We start from the raw sequence: 505 nt of genomic DNA on the forward strand, positions 1-505 counted from the left end.
CCGGCCGCATCGTCGAGTCCGGCGGCGCCGAGCTCGCCGACAAGCTGGAGAACGAGGGCTACGAGGTGTACGTGAAGGGCGGCGCGACGGCGTGACCACTCTGCTGCCGGGCCTCCTCGACACGGACGCGATCCGCAAGGACTTCCCGATCCTGGACCGCGTGGTCCACGACGGGAAGAAGCTGGTCTACCTGGACAACGCGGCCACCTCCCAGAAGCCTCGCCAGGTCCTGGACGTGCTCAACTCCCATTACGAGCGGCACAATGCCAACGTTCACCGCGGCGTGCACGTGCTCGCCGAGGAGGCGACCGCGCTGTACGAGGGCGCGCGTGACAAGGTCGCGGCGTTCATCAACGCGCCCTCCCGCGACGAGGTGATCTTCACCAAGAACGCCTCGGAATCGCTCAACCTCGTGGCCAACATGCTCGGCTGGGCGGACGAGCCCTACCGCGTGGACCACGACACCGAGATCGTCATCACCGAGATGGAGCACCACTCCAACATC

The 505-nt window shown here is 66.5% G+C and carries 1 protein-coding gene and 1 pseudogene; both read left to right on the top strand.

The genetic code is table 11. The features are described from left to right. Window positions 1-95, top strand: a pseudogene (sufC, locus tag ABD269_RS30820) (Fe-S cluster assembly ATPase SufC); the annotation flags it as partial. Continuing rightward, window positions 92-505: aminotransferase class V-fold PLP-dependent enzyme (locus ABD269_RS30825; protein ID WP_344123267.1), on the top strand; the 414-nt coding region annotated here is incomplete at its 3' end. The pseudogene sufC and the gene ABD269_RS30825, both read left to right, overlap by 4 nt.

The sequence above is a fragment of the Streptomyces blastmyceticus genome, assembly GCF_039521185.1.
Classification (GTDB): domain Bacteria; phylum Actinomycetota; class Actinomycetes; order Streptomycetales; family Streptomycetaceae; genus Streptomyces; species Streptomyces blastmyceticus.